Origin of the sequence: Litoribacter ruber (assembly GCF_018449405.1) — a bacterium.
Classification (GTDB): domain Bacteria; phylum Bacteroidota; class Bacteroidia; order Cytophagales; family Cyclobacteriaceae; genus Litoribacter; species Litoribacter ruber.
This window is the reverse complement of record NZ_JAHCMY010000001.1, coordinates 596,700-621,308: the sequence shown is the minus strand read 5'-3', so window position 1 is coordinate 621,308 and position 24,609 is coordinate 596,700. Positions and strand designations below refer to the sequence as shown.

16 protein-coding genes are annotated in these 24,609 nt (G+C 45.2%); all 16 read left to right on the top strand.

The genetic code is table 11. The features are described 5' to 3' along the window. Position 1: 1 nt before the first annotated feature. The 16 genes from KI659_RS02660 (at position 2) to KI659_RS02585 (ending at position 24,578) form a co-directional block, all read left to right on the top strand. A complete protein-coding gene (locus tag KI659_RS02660; RefSeq protein WP_213943782.1) occupies positions 2-1,903 on the top strand; it encodes a 7TM diverse intracellular signaling domain-containing protein in 1,902 nt (633 codons plus the stop codon). Positions 1,904-2,286: 383 nt separating this feature from the next. Beyond that, positions 2,287-3,096 carry a carboxylesterase family protein gene (locus KI659_RS02655; protein ID WP_246535264.1) on the top strand — a complete coding sequence of 270 codons (810 nt, stop codon included), beginning with the start codon at positions 2,287-2,289 and terminating at the stop codon, positions 3,094-3,096. A 3-nt stretch (positions 3,097-3,099) separates the two neighbouring features. Next, positions 3,100-4,716 (top strand): glucoamylase family protein, encoded by a 1,617-nt coding sequence (locus tag KI659_RS02650; RefSeq protein ID WP_213943781.1) that lies wholly within the window; start codon positions 3,100-3,102, stop codon positions 4,714-4,716. Positions 4,717-4,910: 194 nt separating this feature from the next. Continuing rightward, the gene (locus KI659_RS02645; RefSeq protein ID WP_317195908.1) at positions 4,911-8,036 is read left to right on the top strand and encodes a SusC/RagA family TonB-linked outer membrane protein; all 3,126 of its coding nucleotides are present in this window, start codon (positions 4,911-4,913) and stop codon (positions 8,034-8,036) included. A gap of 18 nt (positions 8,037-8,054) precedes the next feature. Continuing rightward, positions 8,055-9,593 (top strand): RagB/SusD family nutrient uptake outer membrane protein, encoded by a 1,539-nt coding sequence (locus tag KI659_RS02640; RefSeq protein WP_213943780.1) that lies wholly within the window; start codon positions 8,055-8,057, stop codon positions 9,591-9,593. 21 nt (positions 9,594-9,614) lie between these two features. After that, positions 9,615-10,697, top strand: a complete 1,083-nt coding sequence (locus KI659_RS02635) for a LamG domain-containing protein (RefSeq protein ID WP_213943779.1) — start codon at positions 9,615-9,617, stop codon at positions 10,695-10,697. Between the two features lie 69 nt (positions 10,698-10,766). Continuing rightward, complete coding sequence (locus KI659_RS02630) at positions 10,767-12,725, top strand: glucoamylase family protein (protein ID WP_213943778.1); 1,959 nt, start codon at positions 10,767-10,769, stop codon at positions 12,723-12,725. A 6-nt stretch (positions 12,726-12,731) separates the two neighbouring features. Continuing rightward, positions 12,732-14,306 carry a sulfatase family protein gene (locus tag KI659_RS02625; protein WP_213943777.1) on the top strand — a complete coding sequence of 525 codons (1,575 nt, stop codon included), beginning with the start codon at positions 12,732-12,734 and terminating at the stop codon, positions 14,304-14,306. Positions 14,307-14,335: 29 nt separating this feature from the next. Continuing rightward, positions 14,336-16,084 carry a family 43 glycosylhydrolase gene (locus KI659_RS02620; protein ID WP_213943776.1) on the top strand — a complete coding sequence of 583 codons (1,749 nt, stop codon included), beginning with the start codon at positions 14,336-14,338 and terminating at the stop codon, positions 16,082-16,084. 46 nt (positions 16,085-16,130) lie between these two features. After that, on the top strand, positions 16,131-18,413 hold the full coding sequence (bglX, locus tag KI659_RS02615; protein ID WP_262898482.1) for a beta-glucosidase BglX: 2,283 nt from the start codon (positions 16,131-16,133) through the stop codon (positions 18,411-18,413). A gap of 50 nt (positions 18,414-18,463) precedes the next feature. Then, the gene (locus KI659_RS02610) at positions 18,464-19,483 is read left to right on the top strand and encodes a formylglycine-generating enzyme family protein (RefSeq protein WP_213943775.1); all 1,020 of its coding nucleotides are present in this window, start codon (positions 18,464-18,466) and stop codon (positions 19,481-19,483) included. Between the two features lie 19 nt (positions 19,484-19,502). After that, the gene (locus KI659_RS02605; protein WP_213943774.1) at positions 19,503-20,339 is read left to right on the top strand and encodes an endonuclease/exonuclease/phosphatase family protein; all 837 of its coding nucleotides are present in this window, start codon (positions 19,503-19,505) and stop codon (positions 20,337-20,339) included. Between the two features lie 218 nt (positions 20,340-20,557). Then, positions 20,558-21,985 (top strand): circularly permuted type 2 ATP-grasp protein, encoded by a 1,428-nt coding sequence (locus KI659_RS02600; RefSeq protein ID WP_213943773.1) that lies wholly within the window; start codon positions 20,558-20,560, stop codon positions 21,983-21,985. A 15-nt stretch (positions 21,986-22,000) separates the two neighbouring features. Then, the gene (locus KI659_RS02595; protein WP_213943772.1) at positions 22,001-22,984 is read left to right on the top strand and encodes an alpha-E domain-containing protein; all 984 of its coding nucleotides are present in this window, start codon (positions 22,001-22,003) and stop codon (positions 22,982-22,984) included. Next, a complete protein-coding gene (locus KI659_RS02590; protein ID WP_213943771.1) occupies positions 22,981-23,730 on the top strand; it encodes a peptidase in 750 nt (249 codons plus the stop codon). Before KI659_RS02595 ends, KI659_RS02590 begins: the two co-directional genes overlap by 4 nt. After that, positions 23,727-24,578, top strand: coding sequence for a transglutaminase family protein (locus tag KI659_RS02585; protein ID WP_213943770.1), 852 nt, complete (start codon positions 23,727-23,729; stop codon positions 24,576-24,578). The genes KI659_RS02590 and KI659_RS02585 overlap by 4 nt, the downstream gene beginning before the upstream one ends. Positions 24,579-24,609: the final 31 nt, after the last annotated feature.

Genomic DNA, 24,609 nt, shown 5'->3' with positions numbered 1-24,609 from the left:
CATGAGTAGATTGATGCAACGTATCCTAATCTGTGCACTATCCTTAATGTGCTTAATGGGCTATGCCCAAAAGCCCACAGAAAATACTTTGCTCAAAATCGACGACAATCTGGAGGAACGGATATTTTCCATTGAGAAACTTCCCTATTTCAAAGACACCACAGGAAGCCTCACCTTGAAAGATGTGAAGACATCCAGATTTCAGGACAAGTTCAAAATCAGACCTGGGGTTTCCAAAAGCGACTATGAGACTTCCAGCACCTATTGGGTAAAGCTCTCCATTGAGAAGACGCCTAATAGTTCTAAAAAATGGATCATGGAGTTTTATGATCAGACGATTGACCTTATCGAGGTATACAAGCCTGATAATAACGGCAATTACCAATTGGTAAGAATGGGTGACGGCCTGCCTTTCCATGACCGGGATTTTGTGCACAAAAATTTTGAACTCATCATAGATAATACCGCTGCCGGAATCGATCACTATTACATCAAAATCGAAAGTTCTCAAAAGGCCGATATAAGAATAGCTGTTCGATCCTTAAATCGCTTCATCTATTATGCGCTAAATGAGTACTTCATTTACGGGCTTTTTTACGGCATGATCATTATCATCGCCCTTTATAACATGCTGGTGTATTTTGCTGTAAGGGAAGTTAAATACTTGTATTATACCTTTTACCTTATCAGCGTGGGGATTTATGCCATGTGTGTGGATGGTATCGCCTTCCAATACCTCTGGCCCAATGCCCCTTCCTGGAATCAGATCGCCAATGGGATTTTCAGCTATTCCATTGTGGTATGGGCCACCCTGTTTTCAATAAGATTTCTCAACACCAAAGCCAGGGCAAGTGTACTTCATAAAGCACTATTGACGGTGCTAGGCCTGAAAACGGTTTTATTCATGATGGGACTGTTTTGGGACCCGAAATGGTTTGAGATCCGGTATTACGATGTGATTCCTTTTTTTCTGATATTTTTCAGCAGTATTTATATCTGGTCTAAAGGCTACAAAGTCGCCAGGTTTTTTGTGGTGGCTTACGGGATATTATTTATCGGAATGGCTATTAAGGTCCTTTCCAATGCAGCCGTGATTCAACATTATACGCTGGTGTATTACAGCTTGCACTTGGCGTTTTTGGGAGAAATGTTGCTTCTAACCTTTGCCCTCGGGGATCGCATCCGGATTTTGAAGAAGAACAAGGACTTGGCCCTTAGAAGGTCTTTGGAGCAGATGAAGTCCAATTATGCCCTCAAAGAAAAGGTAAACCGCGAACTAGAACAGAAAGTACAGGAGCGCACCAAGGAACTTGAATCCAAAAACCTATTGCTGGAGTCATTCAACTCCCAGCTTATAGAAAAAGATGAGGAGATCAAGCGCATAAATTCACTTCTGGACAGGGATAATTGGAAACTTAAAAGCAGCATCAAACAGTCATTTCAGGCTCGCTTGGACAATGACACGCTAACATATGAGGAGTTCTCCAATATTTTCCCAGACAGCTCTGCATGCTTTCGTTATCTGGAAGAATTGAAATGGGGCAAAAGCTTCAGCTGTAAGAGTTGCGGCAACCATAAGTGCTCTAACGGCCCCAAAATTTTCACCCGCAGATGTAGCAAATGCGGCTATATTGAAAGCGTCACGGCTGGCACCGCTTTTCATGGGGTAAGGTTTCCTTTGGAAAAGGCCTTCTTCATAGCATACACCATTATTTCGGGACAGAACTGGACCTTAGAGCAGCTCTCTGACCTTTTAGTTGTCAGAAAGAATACTATTTGGAATTTCCGCAAAAAAGTAAAATTAATGATAGCGGCCAGTTCATCGGAAAAAGCGGACTGGAAAGACATTATCATTGACCAAGACGTGGCTAAAAATGGACAGCCCCAAATTGCCAAAAACTGATTTTTTTAAATTATTTCAGGACCCTCCCCGAGCTTAGTACTCAAATAGGAAAATATTTTAAAAACCCTTCTTAAATATACATTATAGCGATTCTTCACTGATATTAAACAGTGAAAAATGGAGGTCATTTTATCCCCAAAAACTAGTCATTTTATTGAGTTAAATCAGATTTTTTCATGTCTTCTCTTGTGTTTCGCCTAAATTTTGAACTGGATTAATATTCTACGCAAACGATTGAAATCAGAATCGAGGAAACCAAACAATATATTCAGATTACAAGATATTACCTATCAAACCTAACCTGACTAATTGCCCCATGTTGGCCCTGTAGTGATGAGCTGCAGTGGCCTCCGGCAATTAGCTGAACCTTTAATTTTACATATATGAATAGAAAGGCAACAAAAATGGTCAGCATGCTAGCGCTTTACCTGCTGGTAGTTTTTCAAATTCAAGGTCAGTCTAAGGAAATGTTTGAAAGAAAAGTCTATACCAACCAAGCAAATGACAGCCTGAGATACCGCATTCTTCTCCCCGAAGGCTATGATGGGTCTCAGGCATATCCTCTGGTTGTATTTTTACATGGGGCTGGAGAAAGAGGGAATGATAATGAAAAGCAGCTTACCCATGGCGCTGATTTGTTTCTTAATGAGGACAACCGAAAAAACCATCCTGCCATAGTAGTTTTCCCTCAATGCCCAGATGATAAATACTGGATTGATATCAGCATCCGTGATGAACTTTTTGGCCAAGGGGACCCCGATTTTGACCAATCTATCTCAAAACCCTCCGAGCAACTCAGCTTGGTGAATGAACTGGTGGATGAACTGATGGAAAAGGAAAACGTGGACAGTGATAGGGTCTATATCATGGGCTTGTCCATGGGAGGATTCGGGACATTTGAAACCCTAGGAAGATATCCTGAAAAATATGCAGCAGCCATCGCTATTTGTGGAGGCGGAAATCTGGAACTGGCCGAAAATTATGCGGACAATACCAGCATTTGGATTACCCATGGTGCCCAGGACGATGTGGTGCCGGTAGTACTGAGCCAAAGAATTTATAAGAAGCTCCAGGAATTGGATGCTGATGTCACCTACACAGAATTTCCGGATGCCAACCACAATGCTTGGGATCCCACCTTTGAAATACCAGAGCTCATGCCCTGGTTATTTTCCAAATCAAAACAACAGTAACCTATGAAGTACCCCTATTCCCTTAACCTACTCTTATTTCTATTAATCCCCTGCCTGGCTTTCACCTGCGAGGAGAACAGCGATAATAGCCCCGTGCTTGCCACTGGGTATGATAGGCACGTGGAATTGCAATGGCCCAAGCATCCCAACGCTGTACAATACAGAATTCTGGTAAGTTCTGACGGTGAAAGTTTCTCAGAAAGAGCCACAATCGAGGATACCCTTTATATGGATTTTGTCAATGACTTGGGCAACAATCTTTCCCTTCATTACAAGGTGGAAGCCTTTACCACCGGAGAACAAGCCGAGACAATAGGCACCAAAGAAGTGAAAACAAAGGACTTTTCCGATGAGGAATTATTAGAAATGGTGTCCTATTATACTTTCCGATACTTCTGGGAAGGTGCCGAGCCTAACTCCGGTTTGGCAAGGGAGCGTATCCACATCGATGGGGAATATCCCCAGGATGATGCCCACATTATCACCACGGGAGGATCTGGGTTCGGGCTTTTCGCTCTTTTGGCAGGGATCGAAAGAGGCTGGATAACCAAGGACCAGGGCCGAGAAAGGTTTGAAAGAATTGTGGATTTCTTGGCCAAAGCGGACAGGTTTCACGGCATATGGCCACATTGGCTGAATGGAGAAACCGGGGAGGTGAAACCCTTTGGGCAAAAAGATGATGGCGGAGATTTGGTTGAATCAGCCTTTTTGATGCAGGGGCTTTTGGCAGTAAGAGAATATTACAAAAATGAAGGCCAGATTCAGGACAAGCAGTTGGCTTCCAAGATCGACCAGCTTTGGGAAGAAATGGAGTGGGACTGGCATACGCAAGGAGGACAGGATGTGTTATTCTGGCATTGGTCGCCAAATTATGGCTGGGACATGAATTTCCCGCTTCTTGGATATGATGAAACCTTGATCACCTACGTATTGGCGGCATCCTCCCCTACCCATTCAGTTTCAGCTGATGCTTACCATAAGGGCTGGGCAAGGGATGGAGGCATCAAAACGCAGCAGGAGCCATTTGGCTACAAACTGGAATTGAAGCATAACGGTGCCGAGGAAATGGGCGGACCCTTGTTTTGGGCTCACTATTCATATATAGGATTGAATCCAAAAGGCCTGAAGGACAAATATGCTGATTACTGGAAGCACAATAGAAACCATACCTTAATCAACCGCGCATGGTGTGTAGAAAACCCTGAAGGTTTCAAAGGCTATGGAGAAGACCTATGGGGACTTACCGCCAGCTATTCCGTGAATGGCTATTCGGCCCACAAACCGGGCAGTGACCTAGGCGTGATCACCCCGACCGCTGCCCTTTCAAGCTACCCTTACACTCCAGAAGAATCCATGGAGGTGATTAAAAACATGTATTACAACTATGGTGAAAAAGTATTTGGACGATATGGCTTTTACGATGCCTTCAGCCCTGAGGAAAACTGGTACCCGCAGAGATATTTGGCCATCGACCAGGGCCCCATTGTGGCCATGATTGAAAACCACCGATCGGGATTAGGTTGGAACCTGTTCATGGCAGCACCTGAAATTCAGGAAGGATTGAAGAAGCTGGGGTTTGAATTTGAAGATAAATATAAAGCCTCATCAACTGGCAATTAACCTGTGAAAATCAGGATTAAAGTGAATCGAAAGATGTTATTATAAAACCAAACAGCAAAACCCAAAAGAAAATGATTAGCAAATTAAACAGTTCCTAAACCTTTCCCAAATACCGCACTTTCGGGTCGTAGTCAGAATCGTGGGAAGAAGTACCCGAATTTTTATATCAATCAACTATTAGTAAATAAAATACTATGAAACAAAATCTATTAATGTGGTTGAAGTACTCTTCATGCGGTTTTGCCCTTCAGTTGATAGCCATTAACGTGGCTTTTGGGGCAAACTCAGCCAAGCTTGGGAGTATGGATTATGAAAAAGACGCCATGGCGGTCAGCATTGAGGCCCAAGACCCCATTACCATTACGGGGACCGTGGTGGACAATCTTGGAGAGCCCCTCCCCGGGGTAACTATCACGGTGGAAGGCACCACCCGTGGTACGGTAACGGATATCGATGGTAATTACAGCATCGAAGCGGAAGAAGGTCAGGTATTGGTTTTTTCCTTTATCGGATTTGAACCTCAACGCAGGGTAGTCGGCACTTCTAATGTCATCGACGTGAACATGGAAGAAGATGAAACGGCCCTGGATGAGGTGGTCGTGATCGGGTACGGCACCCAGAGAGAGCAGGACAGAACATCCGCTATAGCAAGGGTTAAAGCCGAAGATATCGTCAAAACCCCCTCCACCAACGCCATGCAGTCTCTTCAGGGCCGGGTTTCCGGTGTGCAGATTGTCAGTAGCGGTGCACCTGGCCAATCCCCTACCGTAAGGGTGAGAGGTGTTGGTTCCTTTGAAGGCGGTGCAGCCCCATTATATGTGGTGGATGGTATGTTTATGGACAACATCGACTTTTTGAACCCCAATGATATCGAAACCATGTCGGTATTGAAGGATGCTTCTGCGGCGGCCATTTATGGTGTTAGGGCTGCAAACGGGGTGATACTAATTGAAACCAAATCAGGCAACTACGGTCGTGATCCGGAAATCGTTTACGATGGTTATGTAGGTATTCAAAACCCGCAAAATGTTCTGCAAATGGCCAATGCCCAGCAATATGCAGGCTATGTGCAGGAAACGGGAAGTGCAGCGGATATCAGCTTTTTGAACAATGCCATCCAGCGTTTTGGAAGAAGCAGAATTGATCCCAGCTTGCCAAATGTGAACACGGATTGGTATTCAGAAATCATGAGCCCGGCCAGCATTCAAAACCATTCCTTGACATTCAACGGGGGAACTGACAAAACCCGATACTCAATAGGGGGTAGCTACTTTGAGCAAAACGGTCTGATGAACGACAGAAGAAATGACTACACCAGATTGAACTTCAGAGCCAAATTTGACACAGATGTAAAGGATTGGCTTACTGTGGGTGCCAATTTGAATGTAAGTACCGCACGCCGCCACAATGCAGATGACGGAGCTTGGTTCACAGCTTACAATGCAGTTCCCATTTTACCTGTCTACGATGATTTGAATACTGCGGCCTCTCCTGTACCACGTCCATTGGCAAACGCGCAGCAATTGGGTTACCGTTCTCCTCAAAACCCCTACAATAGTATCCTTTTTGGAGATAGCAGAAACAACATTGGAACCATCACCGGTAATTTTTATGGTGACATCCAGTTGATTCCGGAAAAACTCTCTTTCCGTTCGGCTTATAACTATAATATTGAGCAGATCAATACCAGAGCGGTGAATTTTGCCAGAAATGATGGAGTTACTGAGTTTCAGTCAGGCCTTACTAGAAACAGTTTTACCCGATTCGACCAGATTCTTGATAATTTCTTGACCTATAACGAGAATTTCGGGCAGCATAGGTTTACCGCTGTGCTGGGACAATCATTTAGGAGTGAGACTTTCGAAAGTCTTTTTGCCAGAGGGGAAGGCTTGAATCCAAATCCTAACTTCAATAACCAGCATTTCTGGTATCTGGCAAATGCCACCAATTATGATCTAAACAATATTGGTGATAGCGGAGAAAGGCTGTTTTTCCAGTCCTATTTTGCAAGAGTCAGCTACAACTATGATGACCGATACCTATTGTATGGTACCATCCGTAGAGATGGCAACAACAAATTCCAACGCAAGTGGGGTAATTTTGCAACCATCGGCGCAGGTTGGGTTTTGTCTGAGGAAAACTTCTTCAATGTTTCCGGAATTGATTTCTTGAAATTCAGAGCTTCTTGGGGACAGTTGGGTAATGATGCCATCAACCCAGCAGTTGGTCGTCCTACCATTCAGGAAAATAACTTGGCCATTGATGATGTATTAATCATCGGCCGAAGACTAAATCCAACGTTTGACCTCATCGACAGATGGGAAACAACTGTTGAGCAAAACTTCGGTATCAGTGCCAGATTCTTTAGAGAGAGACTTTCACTGGAAGCTGATTATTACATCAGGGACACCAGAAACCTGGCCGTTTCCATCATCCCACCTGTTTTCAGGGCTACTGAAAGAAGAAGTGTGGGTGAAATCAGAAACCAAGGTTTGGAACTTGCCCTAAACTGGGAAGATAGAATTACTGACAATTTCTCCTATTGGATAGGCGGTAACTTATCTACTCTTAAAAATACGGTGAGAGACCTTGGTGGCCCAGAGTTTCTAGATGCGGGATCTGCAGAATTTAGACAGCGATCCATTGTAGGCTCTCCCTATTTGGCTTTCTATGGCTATCAGGTAGATGGTGTCTTCCAAAACCAGGAGCAAATCAACAACAGTGGGTATACACAAGATTTCATTAACGACAACAACCTGCAACCGGGCGACCTGATCTTTAGGGATGTGAACGGGGACGGCGTTATCAATGATGAAGACAGAATGGTGTTGGGTTCATTCCTGCCTACCCTGACATGGGGTATCAATGCCGGATTCAGATATGGCAATTTTGAGTTCTCCTCTTTACTTCAAAGTCAAATGGGACACAGCATACTCAACCGTAAGCGTGGTGAGTTGATCTTTACCAATGATACCAACCTTGATGCGGAGCTGATCAACAACCTATGGAGAGGTGAAGGCACTTCAGACAGGTATCCATCAGCATCCGGTTTGAGAAGAGGCTGGAACCAAAATATGAGCAGTTATTTCATTGAAGACGGTTCTTTCTTCAGAATCCAGAACGTGCAACTGGCCTACAACATCACCGACAGAACCATCTTTGGGGCCAACATGCCTAGAACGCGTGTGACTTTTACTGCAGAAAGACCATTGACGGTTTTCAATTATAATGGTTTTAACCCTGAAGTAGCAGATGGTATAGACAGACAGGTTTATCCTATCCCGGCTATTTACACAGTGGGTCTGAATGTTACCTTTTAATTAAAAGCGAAGAAAGTCATGAAAAAATCAATTTATAAAAATATAGGCGCGGCGGTCTTAGCGGTATTTACGGTAACGGCAATACCTACCTCGTGTACCGGACTACTAGATGAGCCATTGGAAAATGCCATCATTGCTGATGAAACGGATTACTCCCAATCCAGTAACATGATCCAAATGCTCTATGGGGCATATGGTGAATTATATAGATCCCAATGGGAAACCCACACGCTCATTGGAGTCAGAGGAGATGATGTCACTGCAGCAGGTGACCAAGTCCCTTTAACCGAAACGGACCTATTCAGATATGACAGAAATTTCTGGATGTACAATTCTGTTTGGCTCAATCTTTACTCTGATCTAATCTATTGGCATGGAGCTATGGAAGAGATCAGACTTTATCAGGAAGCCGGAGCCAATGCTGCAAATGCAGAACAGTATATAGCTGAAATCAAGGTAATGCAGGGACTTGAACTGATCCAGTTGGCCAAGTTGTGGGGAAGCATCCTTATTCCTACATCTTCCCAACCAGCAGAGCTTTACAACGTGGAAGTGTCCACCTTTGAGGAAGTAATGCAGTACGTATCCGCTTTGATGGATGAGGCATTGCCTGCCCTTCCAAATGTTCACCCAAGTGAGCGCTCCGATGTAAGGGGCGGAATCACCCGTGGGGCTGCCTTGGCGGTGAAAGCTATGGCCAATCTAGAACTGAATAACTGGGCGGCAGTAACAGAAGCTACCGGGGAGATTATTAGCAGCGGAAATTATGCACTGGAAGCTGATTACTACCAGCTCTTCAAAGTTCCTGGCAAACTCAATCGTGAAAATGTTCTGGAATTCCAATACTCAGATTTCGGAACCAGCACAGGTACCTTGACGCAGTACCCATTTGAAACTTATGGTCCTGCCTCATGGACCCCTGCGGTAGCGGGTGCCTCCAACGGCTGGGGATTCTACGCCCCTACAGCCAAGTATGTGCGATTCATGCTTGACCGCGGTGAGCAGACCAGGTTGGTAACCACGGTATTGTTTACTCCTGACGGCATCGCAGAGGTTCAGTCTGAGCCAGGTTACGAAAACCTTCCCGACTGGGTTTCCAATATCACGCCAGATGGGGATCAGTTTAACAACCACCCTAGGTACAATTTCCTGAGCGGAAAGCACTATTTGCCTTCCACCCAGCTGACTGAGGGCCGGTTTGGTTATGGTACCAATAATAACTTTACCGCGATCCGTTATGCAGAAATTCTGCTTATGCATGCCGAAGCAGTGGTGAACGGTGGCGCTGCTGGTCCATTGTCAGCAGATGAAGCTGTCAATACAGTGAGGGCACGCGCAGGTTTGGAGCCCTTGGCCGGTGTGGCACTTGAGGATGTGCTCAATGAGAAATACGCTGAATTCGGTATGGAGCTAGGCATCAGGTTTTATGATTTGATGCGATATGGCATTGAAAACGAACTCAGTTTTGGGGGCAGAAACTTCAATATTGCCAATCATAGATTCCTTCCCTATCCATTGGAGCAGACTACCATTTTGCCTCAAATCGGGGCTAATTAATAATATTTAAAATATTTGGTTATGAAAAAGTATAAAATTTGGACACTTGCCCTGGTTTGGCTACTGGCAGGCTGCGACGAAAGCTATATCGATGATATAGTGCCCGTGTCACCGGGCGAGGACACCGAGCCACCAGAAGTAGTTATCAATTTCCCCACTGAAGGCACTCAAATCCGGGTTACGGAGGATGTGACCCCTCTGGATATTTCATTTGAAGTAACAGATGACATTGAGGTTGAAACGATTCGATTGGAGCTCAACGGCAGTGAGATTGCCACGTATTCTGATTTTTTGGATTTCAGAAGGGTGATCAAAACACACCGCTATGAGGAATTGGGCAATGGCGCTCATGAGCTGACCATTACAGCGACTGACCTTTCGGGAAAAACTACAACTGAGACGGTCAATTTCGAGAAAATCGAGCCATATACTCCAGTTTACGAGGGAGAGACTTTCTATGCTCCTTTTGACGGGGATTTTATGGACTTGGTATCTACCCAAACCCCTGAAGTAACCGGCAACCCTGGATTTGGGGATGGCATCATGAACAGGGCCTATAGAGGTGCTGCAAACGCCCACCTGGTATATCCCACTGATGGATTGCTGCAGGATGAATTCTCCGCAGTCTTCTGGTACCATGTAAACGGTGACCCAGATAGAGCGGGATTATTGACCATCGCTCCTCCGGATGAAGACAATCCTGACAATCAGAATAACAGAACCGGTGGATTCAGGCTATTCAGAGAGGCTGCTGGACCAATGCAGAGAATCAAACTGAACGTAGGTAACGGTGAAGCTGACAACTGGTTTGACGGCGGTGAGGCTGCTGATGTGGATCCAAGCGCCAACGAATGGGTTCACGTGGCCATTACTATCTCCCAATCCCAAGCGGCTGTTTACATCAATGGCGAGGTAGTCAGCCAAGGCGACTTCCCAGGTATAGATTGGACAGGCAGTGATATCATGACGGTGGGATCGGGTGCGCCGCGATTTACCGAGTGGGGTCACTTGGGTGATGCCAGTTTGTTTGACGAACTGAGATTGTTCAGCAGATACCTGAACCAGGCAGAAATCCAAGCCATCATGGCGGCTGAGATGCCTTAATAGATTTCCTAATAATTGAAAATGATAAGGGCTTGCCGAAAAGCAGGCCCTTACTTTTCCCTTTTGAAGATGAAAACCTACCTACCTTATTTCCTACTTTTATTAATCATTGCCTGCAATCAGATCGAACCTGACATTGCAGCATTGCAACTTTTGAATGCAAGCGTAGGGGATGACGAAATCAGTCTGTCAGAACCGATTTCCGAAAACTTACCACTAGATCGCCCGATCACCCTGGATTTTTCCCAACCCTTGGATCCAGCTTCAATTTCAGCAGGCATTGCCTTAGTTGGCACTGAAGACCCTATTAACATCAACACCAATCTTGTAAATCAAAACAGGACTGTTATCATTTATCCCTCAGGGGCTTTAAGAAATAACACCGTTTACCGTATCCAAATTACCGATCAGCTCAAAGGGGCAGGAGGAAATGCTTTTTCTGCCACGAATGTGAGTTTCAAAACTCAAATTGGCGACCTTACTTTACAAAGTTTCACCATTGAAAATTCTGAAGAATTGCGGTCTGGTAGGATTGTAAATGTACCCTTGGAACCTCAATTCACATTGAATTTTTCCCACCCTATCAACCGTGAATCCATCCAGCAAGCAGTTCGGCTTTCATCAAGTTCTGGACCTGACTTGAACTTTGCCTTCGAGGAAAATGACACCAAAGTAATCATTACTTCCACTGGAAGTTTGGAATACCTTGCAAGGTATGAAATTTCAGTAAGTGAAGCCCTACAAGGCGCGGAGGGCGAAAGCTTTGCTGGCACATCCAGAACATTTTTCACCCAAGTGGATGAAACGCGGAAGTTTCCGCTTATTCCGGATGAGGAATTATTGACCAAAGTGCAGGAACACACCTTCCGCTATTTCTGGGATTTTGCCCATGAAAACAGCGGGTTAGCCCGTGAGCGAAACACTTCCGGCAACCTGGTGACAATCGGAGGCTCAGGTTTTGGCGTGATGGCTATAATAGTTGGCGTAGAAAGAAACTTTATCACCAGAAATGAAGCGGTGGAGCGCTGGGAGAAAATTGTAGATTTTCTTGGTGCCGCCGACAGATTTTACGGCGTTTGGCCCCATTGGCTTAATGGAAATGATGGATCGGTCATTCCTTTCAGCACCTCTGATAACGGCGGAGATTTGGTTGAAACGGCATTTATGATCCAAGGCCTCCTTACCGTGCAGGCCTATTTAGATGAAAGTCAGCCGAGAGAGCGGGCAATAAGTGAAAAAATCACCCAACTCTGGCGGGAAGTCGAATGGGACTGGTACACCCGAGGTGGTCAGGACGTCCTGTTTTGGCACTACTCGCCCGATCAACAATGGGCGATGAACCTGCCTATTCAAGGTTATAACGAATGCCTGATCACCTATGTGCTTGCTGCTGCCTCCCCTACCCACAGCATAGAAAAAAGTGTGTATGACAACGGCTGGGCCAGAAGCGGAAACATGGTGAACGGTGGGGCATTCTATGATATCCCTCTTCCGCTTGGTGAAGATTATGGTGGCCCCATGTTCTTTTCCCATTACAGCTTTCTAGGTCTTGACCCACGAAATCTTCAGGACCAATACGCCAACTATTGGGAACAAAGTGTCAACCACACCTTGATTAATAGAGCTTATTGCATTGACAATCCTTCAGGATTTGTGGGATATGGAGAAAACAGCTGGGGTCTGACTGCCAGTGATAACCATTTGGGATATTCGGCACATTCCCCCCGAAATGACCTTGGGGTAATCACCCCAACTGCCGCGCTATCCTCATTCCCCTATACACCAGAGGAATCCATGGAAGCTCTTAAATTCTTCTACTATACCCTGGGTGACAGGCTTTGGGGAGAATATGGGTTTCATGATGCCTTTAACCCTACAGAAGAGTGGTATGCGGATTCTTATTTGGCTATTGACCAGGGGCCGATATTGCTGATGATTGAGAATCACAGGACGGGTTTGCTATGGGACCTTTTCATGCAGAATAATGAAGTCCGAAATGGGCTGAACAAGCTCCAGTTTAATTATTAAAGACAAATGAATACTGAAATGACTCGAGGCTATTCCTTCATATTGCTGATGCTTTGGTTTGCACTGGGCTTTTCATCCTGTAGCATGGATGAAAAAGTGGTGGAATCTAAACCCAACATCCTCTTCATCATGACCGATGACCATGCCCTGCAGGCGATCAGTGCTTATGGGCACCCACTTTCCCAACTTGCCCCCACTCCTAACATCGACCGTATTGCCTCCTCGGGAGCACTGTTTACTTCCAACTTTTGCGGGAATTCTATCTGTGGACCCAGCCGAGCCACCGTTTTGACCGGAAAGCATAGCCATAAAAATGGTTTTATGAGAAATACCAACATTGGCTTTGATGGCACCCAACAAACTTTGCCCAAAATTTTGGGAAAGAACGGGTACCAGACGGCCATAATTGGCAAGTGGCACCTGGTATCAGAGCCTACCGGTTTTGACCATTGGGAAATATTGCATGACCAAGGGGAATACAACAATCCCGATTTTATCACTAAACAAGACACTACCCAAAAATTCGGTTATGTGACCGACTTGATTACAGACATGACCAAGGATTTGCTTGATAAGCGGGATCCAGAAAAGCCATTTTACCTCATGATGCACCACAAGGCGCCCCACCGAAATTGGGTGCCTGCAGAAAGGCATTATCACTTATATGATGACACTGAATTTCCCATGCCAGACAATTATTTTGATGATTACGAGGGAAGGTATGCCGCTTCTCAGCAGGAAATGAACATTTATAGGGACATGTTCGAGGGGCATGACTTAAAGTTGAGCACTGAAAAAGGGGTGGATAGTCTCCGCTATGACCCTTGGCCACATGTTTTTATGGGCAGGATGACGGATGAGGAAAAAGAAACCTTCTGGAAGGCCTACCACAAAAAGAACGAAAGCTATTTTGAGCTGGACCCAGCCGATTCAGTTGCAATTGCCAAATGGAAATTCCAACGGTACATGCAGGATTATCTTGCCGTGATCAAGTCTGTGGATGAAAGCGTGGGTGAGATATTGGATTATTTGGATGAAAATGGACTCTCGGAAAATACCTTGGTGGTGTACACTTCTGATCAGGGTTTCTATTTGGGCGAGCATGGTTGGTTTGACAAGCGCTTCATGTACGAAGAGTCAATGTTGATGCCTCTGATGATCCGCTATCCCGGTTACATTGGAGAAGGCCTACAAGTCAGCAATTTGACGCAGAATATAGATTTTGCCCCTACATTCCTTGATTATGTAGGCTTGCAGATTCCCGATGACATGCAGGGGGAATCCTTCAGGCCGCTACTTGAAAACTCCACTCCTGAGGATTGGCGCCAGACGCTCTACTATCATTATTATGAGTTCCCCGGCTTTCATAGCGTGAGAAAGCATTACGGTGTTCGCGATGAACGACATAAACTTATTTATTTCTATGAGGAGGATAAATGGGAATTGTTTGACCTGGAAAAAGACCCTACCGAAATGAATAACATTTATGGCTTACATGGGACAGAGGAGATAACTGATAAAATGACCCAGGAACTCAGGGCCCTTCAGGATAAATATGAGGTACCTGAGGACCACCGGTGACCACTATTAGCAAATAAATTTAAAATAACATGATTAACCTATCACCTACTTTAAAATCAAAAGGTATCTGTAGTCTTTTGCTTGTGCTGCTAAGCTTTGGAATTTCCCAAGCCCAGTCTACGCACATGGCCACGTATTGTAATCCGGTCAACCTGGATTACACCTATATGATTTACAATGCGCATAAAGACATGTCCTACCGGTCAGGGGCCGACCCCGCCGTAGTGGAGTTTAGAGGCGAATACTACATGTTTGTGACCCGCTCGATGGGTTATTGGCATTCAACCGATTTGCAGAACTGGACATTCATTGAACCTGAGAAGTGGTATTTTGAAGGCTCAAACGCACCCACGGCCCATAACTATAAAGATTCCGTTTTATATGTGGCAGGCAATCCCTCTGGACATATGAGTGTACTGTATACAGACAACCCTAAAAAAGGTGATTGGAAGGCTGTTCCTGGCATTATAAATAGTCTGCAAGATCCCCACATCTTTATTGACGATGACGACCAAGCCTATGTGTTTTGGGGGTCCTCCAATAAATATCCCATTCGCGCAAAAACGCTTGACAAGAATCTCCGCTTTCGCCCTTCAGAAGAGACATACGAATTATTTAACCTAAATGAGGAAAAGCACGGCTGGGAAAGATTTGGGGAAAACCATTCTGACACGGAGCTTGGCGGCTATATCGAGGGGCCGTGGCTGACCAAGCATGATGGCAAATACTACATGCAATATGCCGCTCCAGGCACTGAATTTAATGTGTATGGAGATGGTGTTTATGTGGCTGACTCCCCATTAGGTCCCTATGAGTACGCCCCAAACAATCCGGTTTCCTATAAACCTGGTGGATTTATGAACGGGGCCGGTCACGGCAGTACGGTAGTGGGTCCCGGCGGGGCATATTGGCATTTTGCCAGCATGGCTGTGGCCGTGACTGTGGGCTGGGAACGTAGGGTTAGCATGTCTCCGACGTTTTTTGACGAAGACGGCTTGATGTACATGGATAATTACTTCGGGGATTACCCCCATTTTGCACCAGCCACACCGGGCAAAAAAGGGGAATTTGCAGGCTGGATGTTGCTTTCTTACAAAAAGCCCACGAAATCCTCCAGCCAGGTGGATGACCACGATGCCTGCAAACTTGTGGATGAGGAAGTAAAGACTTTTTGGTTGGCAGAAAATGCCGACGATCAGCAATGGGTGGAGATAGACCTGAAAAGCCCTTCAACCGTCCACGCCATTCAGGCCAACTTTCATGACCATGAGTCTGATATGTATGGCAGAATCCCAGGACTATTCCACCGATATGAAATAGAGGGATCAGAGGATGCCAATTCTTGGAAAACCCTGGTAGATCGTAAAAATAGCTTTAGGGATGTCCCAAACGATTATGTGGAGTTGGCCGAGCCTGAAAAGGTGAGGTATATTCGTTACAAAAACATTCACGTCCCTACCCCCCACCTGGCCATATCCGGCTTGAGGGTATTTGGACTTGGAGAGGGGCAAGCCCCATCAAGAGTTGAGTCGTTTCAGGTGGAGAGACAAGACGACCGTAGGGACGCGATGATCACTTGGGACAAAAAAGATGGCGCGCAAGGTTACAATATCCTTTGGGGTATAGCACCGGACAAGCTTTATAATTCTTGGTTGATCTATGAAGACGATGAGTTGTTGATGAAAAGCCTCACAGTCGACCAAAAGTATTATTTCACCATCGAGGCCTTCAATGAGAATGGAGTGTCCGAAAGAACAGAAATAATTGAGGTAAACTAATTATCTTTATGTATGCATTTTTAATATACCTATTAAATCTATTAACATGAAAATGAACAAAAAACTGTTCCTTGGAGTGCTATCCCTGGGGGTAGCCTTGGGGACGGCGCAAGCTCAGGATGAATACACACGAAAGGCTGATTCTGTGCTGGCCCTGATGACCCTTGAGGAGAAAATCGGGCAAATCAATCTTCCAGCTGCGGGGGACATCACCACCGGACAGGCTGAAAGTGCCAACATTGCCGAAAAAATCAAGGATGGGAAAGTTGGTGGTCTTTTTAACCTGAAGGGTGCCGAAAAGATCAGGGATGTGCAGCGGGTCGCCATGGAAGAAAGCCGCCTGAAGATTCCATTGCTTTTTGGAATGGATGTTATCCACGGATATGAGACAGTTTTCCCAATCCCATTGGGTATTTCAAGTAGCTGGGATATGGGTTTGATCGAAAAAACAGCACGGATTGCCGCAGAGGAGGCAAGTGCGGATGGAATCAGCTGGACATTTTCCCCTATGACCGACATCTCCCGCGACCCACGTTGGGGCAGGGTTTCGGAAGGCAGCGGCGAGGATCCGTACTTGGGGTCCAAGATTGCCAAGGCCATGGTCAAAGGCTATCAAGGCGATGACCTATCCGACCCCCAGACCATCATGGCAACAGTTAAACATTTTGCCCTATATGGAGCTCCCGAGGCAGGAAGAGATTATCACTCTGTGGATATGAGCCGCCAAAAGATGTACAACGAGTATTTCCCACCTTATAAAGCAGCCATTGAAGCTGGTGTGGGTTCGGTAATGACCGCCTTCAATGATGTGGACGGTATTCCTGCAAGTGGCAACAAATGGCTCATGACAGAGGTGTTAAGAAACCAATGGGGCTTTGATGGCTTCGTCGTGACCGATTATACAGCCATCAATGAGATGATCGATCATGGCATGGGAGACCTCCAGACTGTGTCGGCGATGGCCCTCAATGCCGGAGTTGAAATGGATATGGTGGGTGAAGGCTTCCTGACTACTTTGGAAAAATCACTTGAAGAGGGAAAAGTTACCCAAGAGCAAATTGACAACGCTGCCCGATTGATCCTAATCGCCAAGTTTAGACTGGGATTATTTGACGACCCTTATCGATACAGCGATCCTGAGAGAGCCAAATCCGAGGTGTTTACCCCAGAAAAAAGACAGATCTCCAGAGAGTTGGCATCGCAAACATTTGTTTTGCTTAAAAACGAAGACAATCTACTTCCTTTGAAAAAAGAAGGGAAAATCGCCTTGGTGGGCCCAATGGCCAACAACCGCAAAAACATGACAGGAACCTGGAGTGTAGCAGGAAGACACGATGAATCAGTTTCCTTGCTTGACGGTTTGAAAAACGCTTTGGGTGACCAGGCCGAAATTGTGACCGCAAGAGGAGCCAATGTGGCCGTGGACTCCCTGTTGGAATCCAGAATCAGCATATTTGGCAAAGATACCGAAAGAGATCCAAGGCCTGACGAGAACTTGATAGCTGAAGCTCTAGAAATCTCCAAAGACGCTGATGTGATCATCGCTGCTATGGGAGAATCTGCCGAAATGAGCGGTGAGGCATCCAGTATGACTAACATTGAGCTGCAAAAAAACCAAAGAGAGCTGCTCAAAGCCCTTAAGGGCACCGGAAAACCAGTAGTAATGGTGTTGTTTACAGGTAGACCACTTGCTATCAAATGGGAAGAAGAAAATGTTCCTGCCATCCTGAACGTTTGGTTTGCAGGAAGTGAGGCTGGCGATGCCATCTCGGACGCCTTGTTTGGAGATGTGAATCCTTCTGGAAAACTTACCGCAACTTTCCCACAAAATGTAGGTCAAGTGCCCATTTATTATAACCACAAAAATACCGGCAGGCCTTTGGGAGAAGGTGAATGGTTTCAGAAATTCCGCTCCAATTATTTGGATGTAAGCAATGAGCCACTTTATCCATTCGGCTTTGGACTTAGCTACACTACATTTGAATACGGGGACATCAATCTGAGCAAAACCTCCCTTCAAGGTAATGAAACCTTGGAAATCACTATTGATGTGACCAATAGTGGCGAGTATGATGGCGCAGAGGTGGTCCAGCTTTATATTCGTGACATGGTGGCTTCCATCACCAGACCGGTTAAAGAGTTGAAAGGCTTCGAAAAAATCCAGCTTGCAGCCGGAGAAACCAAAACGGTTACTTTTGAACTAACAACCGAAGACCTCAAGTTTTACAACAACGAAATTGAGCATATTTGGGAACCAGGAGAATTCCAGATTATGGTAGGGGGCAACTCCAGAGATGTAAAATCCAAAATGATCACTTGGGAAGAATAACACAACAAGCTTGGATTGGCAGGTAACTACCAGTCCAAGCTTTTTTTATTATGAAACATTCCACCTTAAGCCTGTTACTGCTAATCATTCTTTCCTGTTCGGAAAGGAAAAGTGGCGAAAATCTCAATTGGGGGTTTTCAACAGAAGGGATGGTTTTCATTGAAGGTGGGGAATTTTACATGGGAACGAATGATAGGTGGACAGCTCATCGGGAAAGGCCAGCCGTTAAATCTACCGTAAACAGTTTTTGGATGGACGAAACGGAAGTCACCAATGCACAATTCGAAGAATTTGTAAGAAAAACGGGGTATGTGACCGTGGCAGAAAGGGATGTTAACTGGGAAGAACTGCAAAAACAGCTTCCACCGGGTTCGCCAAAGCCTGCTGACTCCCTTTTGGTGGCAGGATCGTTGGTTTTTACTCCTCCCTCCCATCCCGTAAATTTACGAAACCACCAGGTTTGGTGGAAATGGATACCTGGAGCGCACTGGAAACAACCTGAAGGGCCCGCCAGTAATCTGGAGGGGAAATGGGATCACCCAGTAGTCCATATTGCATTTGAAGATGCCCAGGCTTATGCCAATTGGGCCGGAAAAAGACTACCCACCGAAAAGGAGTGGGAATACGCCGCTAAAGCTGAAAACTCAGACCAATATCCTTGGGGGAATGAACTTAAAGTGGACGGGCAGTTTATGGCTAACACTTTCCAGGGGAATTTCCCGAGCCACGACAGTGCTGAGGACGGCTTCACAGGCACTTCACCAGTTAAAAGTTTTCCCGCTAACAGATGGGGGCTTTATGATATGATTGGAAATGTTTGGGAACTCACCTCGGATTGGTATGATGAATATACACTGTCCAGAATTTCAGGAAAAAGGATGCCATTGGACTCCACGGTTTCAAAATGTTTCAACCCCAACAATCCCAAAGCACAGGAAAAGACTATCAAAGGAGGCTCGTACCTTTGTGCAGACAATTATTGCACTAACTACAGAACAACTGCCAGAACAGCCCAAGACATCTACTCGGGAGCCTCCCATATTGGCTTCAGATGTGTTGCCGATAATTGAAAAATTAAAACGAAAAATAATGATGAAAACCTTAACCACTTTAGTCCTATTTGTTACGCTCACGATTTCGGGCTTTTCCCAGTCTCTCAATATTGCATCATACAACATCAGGTTTGATAGCCCCACTGATGAGGGCAACATGTGGGAGGATCGGGCTCCCCATCTTATAAACCTGATCAAATTTCATCAAATGGACATCATAGGCACCCAGGAAGGGATGCACCACCAGTTGGAAAAAATGCAGGCTGAACTTGGCTTTCCCTATATCGGCGTGGGTCGGGACAAAGGTGACGAGGAAGGCGAGTTTTCTGCCATCTTTTATAACCCGGATAAATTCGAACTCTTGGAAGAAGACACATTTTGGTTATCAGAAACTCCTGATGAGCCATCTGTAGGTTGGGACGCCCAATTGCCGCGGGTATGCACCTATGGTAAATTTAAGCATGAGGAATTTGGCGAATTTTATGTGTTCAACGTCCACTATGACCACGTAGGGCAGCAGGCAAGGGAGGAAAGCAGCAAGCTTGTGATGGAGAAAATCCAAGAAATCAACACGGCTGAGCATCCCGTGATCTTCATGGGGGATATGAATGTGACGGATGATAACCCTGCATACAAAACTGTGGAAGAGGCAGGCATGCTCAAGGACACCTATCACTTGGCACCATTCCACTCCATTGGACCGAAGGGCACCTTCAATGCCTTCGATTGGGATAGGCTTCCTGAAAACAGGATTGATTACATTTTTATCACTAATGATTTTGAAGTTATCAGACACGGTACCCTTTCAGACAATTATGGGAAAAAATATCCATCCGATCATTTCCCTGTATTGACGGAAATAAAACGCAAGTAAAGCTGTATAGCTCTTCATAATAGTTGGCCCGTTTTTTAACGGGCTTTTTTATGCTCAAAAATAATTTTATGCAAAGCTTTTATTTTTATAAATTAAACAACTATTATTAGCAACAAATTGAAATTAATGCATCAACATATAATATTTACGTTTTTTAAATTGACTTTTTACAAGATTTTCACTACATTATTAAGACTTTAAGTAAAATCACTGCAATTATGCCACTAATCGAGTCCAGATCATCGAAGGCTTTTTTTGATGAAATGTATGATGAGCACGGCCTCTGCCGCCCTCATTATTGCAAGTACGAAAGCCTAATCAAAAGAGTATCGCGTAAAAAACTAAACCACTTACAATTTGCCGCCGATAAGGCGCAGGTAGGAATGGGCATGACGTTTAATGTGTATCATGATGACCAGGGGGTTGAGAAAATCCTTCACCTGGACATCATTCCCCGCATCATCCCCTCCCAGGAATGGAAGATTATCGAAGATGGCCTAAAGCAAAGGATCAAGGCATTGAACCTGTTTCTTCAGGACATCTACAATGAACAAAACATCCTAAACGATGGGGTGGTACCAAAGGACCTGATTTTGGGGTCCAAAGATTATCTTGAACCCTGCATTGGGCTAACTCCCCCAAAAGGAATCTGGTGCCATATCACGGGCACGGACCTGGTGAAGGACAAAGATGGCCAATATTATGTGCTTGAGGATAACCTAAGATGTCCATCAGGGGTCTCCTACATGCTGGAAAGCCGGGAGATAATCAAGCGGGCTTATCCAGATTTATTCAATGACCTTGGTGTAAGACCTGTTTCAAATTACCCCATCAGGCTGTTGAACATGCTCCAGTTCCTGTCTGACAAAGCTAAGCCTAAGGTCGGTGTTTTGACCCCGGGGGTCTTCAACTCGGCCTATTTTGAACATTCCTACCTTGCCCAGCAGATGGGCTGCGAACTCGTGGTGGGCATGGATTTAATTGTAGAAGACAATATTGTATACATGCAGACCACCTATGGTAAAGAACAAATTGATGTACTTTACAGAAGGCTTGACGACACTTTTATAGACCCAATGGCATTTAACCCTGACAGTATGCTGGGTGTACCGGGCCTTTTTGAAGCTTATAAAGCCGGCAATATTGCATTGGCCAATGCTCCCGGAACCGGGGTGGCAGATGATAAGGCTGTGTACGCCTACGTACCCGAGATTATCAGGTATTATTTGAAGGAAGAACCAATCCTCTCAAATGTCCCTACTTATTTGTGCCGAAAAGAAGATGAGAGGCAATATGTTTTAGACAACATTCATGACTTGGTAGTAAAAGAAACCAATGCAGCAGGTGGCTATGGGATGCTCATAGGTCCAAAATCCACCGCTGAGGAACATGAGAAATTCAGGGAGTTGATCAAGGCCAACCCTTCCAATTACATTGCCCAGCCTACCTTGTCGCTTTCTACCGTACCGACAATCGTGGGTGATTCAATCGAATCCCGACACGTGGATTTGAGGCCTTATGTGCTTTACGGTGAGGAAATAGACGTAGTTCCTGGTGCCCTCACAAGGGTTGCGCTGAAAAAAGGATCCTTGGTGGTAAACAGTTCCCAAGGTGGGGGCAGCAAAGATACCTGGGTATTATATTAACAAAACACGACGAATATGCTTAGTAGAGTTGCAAACTCCATATACTGGTTGGGGCGATATGTCGAAAGGGCGGAAAATTATGCCCGTTTCATAGATGTCAATTTCAATCTCATGCTGGACATGCCTCATGATATGAAAGAACAATGGGAACCCTTGGTGAAAATCACCGGTGACCACCAAATCTATATCGACAAATACGGAAACCATTTTGACCGAAAGACGGTCATTTTCTTCCTGGCCTTCGACGAGGACAATCCCAATTCATTGTTCAATTCGGTGAAAAATGCCCGTGAAAATGCCAGAATGATCAGAGAAAACCTCAGCAAAGAAACCTGGGAAAAACTAAATGAAACCTACCACTTTGTAAAATCGGGTAAGGAAAAAACCATCTGGAAGAAGGAAGATCCAAGGGCATTCTTTGGGCATGTAAAAGACAGCATCTTGCTTCTTTATGGCTTGGCTGAAAACACCGTCGCTAGAACAGAGGGCTGGTATTTTAGGCAATTGGGCCAATATCTGGAAAGAGCGGATAAGACCAGCAGGTTTTTGGATGTAAAATACCACATCCTACTTCCCTCCCATGAGGAAGTAGGTTCACCATTGGACTTTTTGCAATGGTCTGCCTTATTGAAATCAGTTACCGCGTTCAATACCTACAGACGATTTTATGGCAACATTACCCCTTCCGGTGTAGTGGAGTTTTTGGTGCTGGATAAGTATTTCCCACGCTCGGTTTACTATTGTCTCAAAGAAGCCGAAAACTGTCTGAACAAGATTTCAGGTTCTGATGGAGTAGGTTTCAAAAACAACGCTGAGAAATCCATGGGCGAACTCCGCTCCAAATTGGAGTATGATGACGTGAACGATGTGATTTCAGAAGGGTTGCATGAGTATTTGGACAAGCTCCAGATAAAAATCAACAAAATTTCCAACGAGGTAGATAAGAATTATTTCCAGATTAAAAGTAACTTGATCTTTCAAACTCAAGAGCAATCATGACCTTTTGTATTGGAATCAAATTACAATCTGGAATTTTAGGCCTTGCCGACACCCGGATCACCTCCGGGAGCGACACGACTACTTCAAGAAAAGTATTTACTCTTAATCGGGAAAACCATTCCTTCTTCATTATGACTTCTGGCCTTCGTTCCGTAAGGGACAAGGCCATCACTTATTTCTTGGAAATCATTGAAGAGCGGGACGATTCTTTTGACAAGCTCTACAAGGCCGTCAATGAATTTAGCACCCAAATCCGGCGGGTAGCCGCTGAAGACAAACAAAGCCTGGTGGATGCCGGGCTTTCCTTCAACCTGTTCTCAATCATTGGAGGACAACTGGAAAACGATAAAGAACCCAAATTATACCTGCTTTACCCGGAAGGTAATTGGATTGAAATCCAGGAAGGGACACCCTTTGTCATTATAGGAAACAGCGGCTTTGGAACCCCGATTCTCCGCAGATCGCTGCATTTTACGGACTCGATGGAATTTGCCCTAAAATGTGCATTCCTCGCCTTTGATGCTACCAGAATATCGGCCAATGATGTGGATTACCCGATTGACACGGTTTACCTGAAAAACGATTCCTACTTTACCATTGAAAAGCGTTTTACCCAACCGGAGTTGAGGCACATCTCTGACTTTTGGAACACCCGGATCAAGGCTGCTATCAATGCCCTCCCTTCAGAATCTCTCAACAAAGCCATCACCAAAGATGACCCCCAACTAAATATAGACATGGAATGAAGTCCCTCAGAATTGTACACCATACCCGATATGCTTATTCTGAAAAAGTTCAGTTAAATCCCCATGCCATATTCATGCACCCCCTGCAAAGGGATCATTTTGAGCTTAAGGAGTATGACTTAAAAATTTCTCCCGGCCCCGTAGACCAGCAGTTGAGATTTAATATTGATGGAAACCCCCATCATCTTGCCTGGTTTGAAGGAGAAACGGACAGGTTGGAAATTGTCATTGAATTCTCGGCCGAACTTCGGCATTTCAATCCATTTGCTTTTATTTTGGACCACCAGTTTACAGAAAGGTTTCAGCAGAATCTTAACACCTTCTACACCCCAGAGGAAAAGCAACTCCTTTACGCCTCCCTCCAATACGAGCCGAAGGAAGAAATTAAGAATCTGGCGCACATTTTCTTTCATGAAAATGAAAACCCTCTTACCTTTCTAAATCGCATTCTACATTACATCCACCAAGAATGGGAACATATTGTTCGGGAGGATGACGGGCTGTGGCTACCCATTAAAACACTGAGAGAAAAAATCGGAAGCTGCAGAGACCTCAGCTGGATGCTCATCCAGATGCTACGAAGTTTAGGCCTTGCTGCCAAATTTGTCAGTGGCTATGCATACAATCCGGAATTGGAGGAAGGACACGAGCTGCATGCCTGGGTGGAGGTTTACCTTCCAGGAGCCGGCTGGGTGGGGATAGACCCTAGTCTGGGTTTATTCACCGACGAACATTACATCCCATTGGCCAGCAGCGCCATACCCAAACTCACCTTACCCGTGGTTGGCACCTATGGCGGAACTGCTAAATCAACACTTGAAAGCAAAGTCTACATCACACCGGAATAAATAAGGCGCTTGAAATTCATCAAGCGCCTTA